This window comes from Vibrio sp. VP6 (genome assembly GCF_028823755.1).
Taxonomy (GTDB): domain Bacteria; phylum Pseudomonadota; class Gammaproteobacteria; order Enterobacterales; family Vibrionaceae; genus Vibrio; species Vibrio parahaemolyticus.
This window is the reverse complement of sequence record NZ_JAPEID010000193.1, coordinates 1-609: the sequence shown is the minus strand read 5'-3', so window position 1 is coordinate 609 and position 609 is coordinate 1. Positions and strand designations below refer to the sequence as shown.

Genomic DNA, 609 nt, shown 5'->3' with positions numbered 1-609 from the left:
TCTTCATCCACTTTTGGGTCTGGATTTTTTAACAGCTTGTCGCGAAATGAGGTGACTTTTTGGTCCCAATTCTTGCGCTCTTTATCGAGCAATTGATGCGCTTCGCGACTGTCAAAGAAGATAAAACGTGTGCTCCAGCGAAACTCCACGTTCATCAAACTTAAGTGATGCAGCATGTTGGGGTGACTGAAATCGGGGAAGCCATCAATACTGATAACGCTCGTGTACTGCTCGCCAATTTTGGGCTGAAAGCCAGGCCAACATTCCACGCTGCCTAATAAGCTGTCTAGCGGCAACGGAGTACAAGCCGCCGACACGGGATGCCATTGTCCGGTCAAGGAATAGCGTAAATACGACAACAGCTCATCAAACGGTTGGCCGTCGCGTTCAACCAACTTTAAGCGCGTGATGGAAGAAAACACATTGGCGAAACTTTTTTCCAGTTCAGACATGCGCTCTTTAAACAGCGCCAGGTTGCGCTGCGCTAAGCTCACGCGTTTGGTGTCGCCGTGGTCAAAAAGCAAATCGGTGACTTTGGATAAACGCTTAGTGGTTGGGCGCCAAGTGATAAACAGCACCGAGCGGGTCGCAAACTTGTCGCCTTGCGAC

Annotated in this window: 1 pseudogene; it reads right to left on the bottom strand. The window is 49.8% G+C overall.

From position 1 onward, the window contains the following. Positions 1-609: pseudogene (locus OU793_RS24845) on the bottom strand (conjugal transfer protein TrbE); the annotation flags it as partial.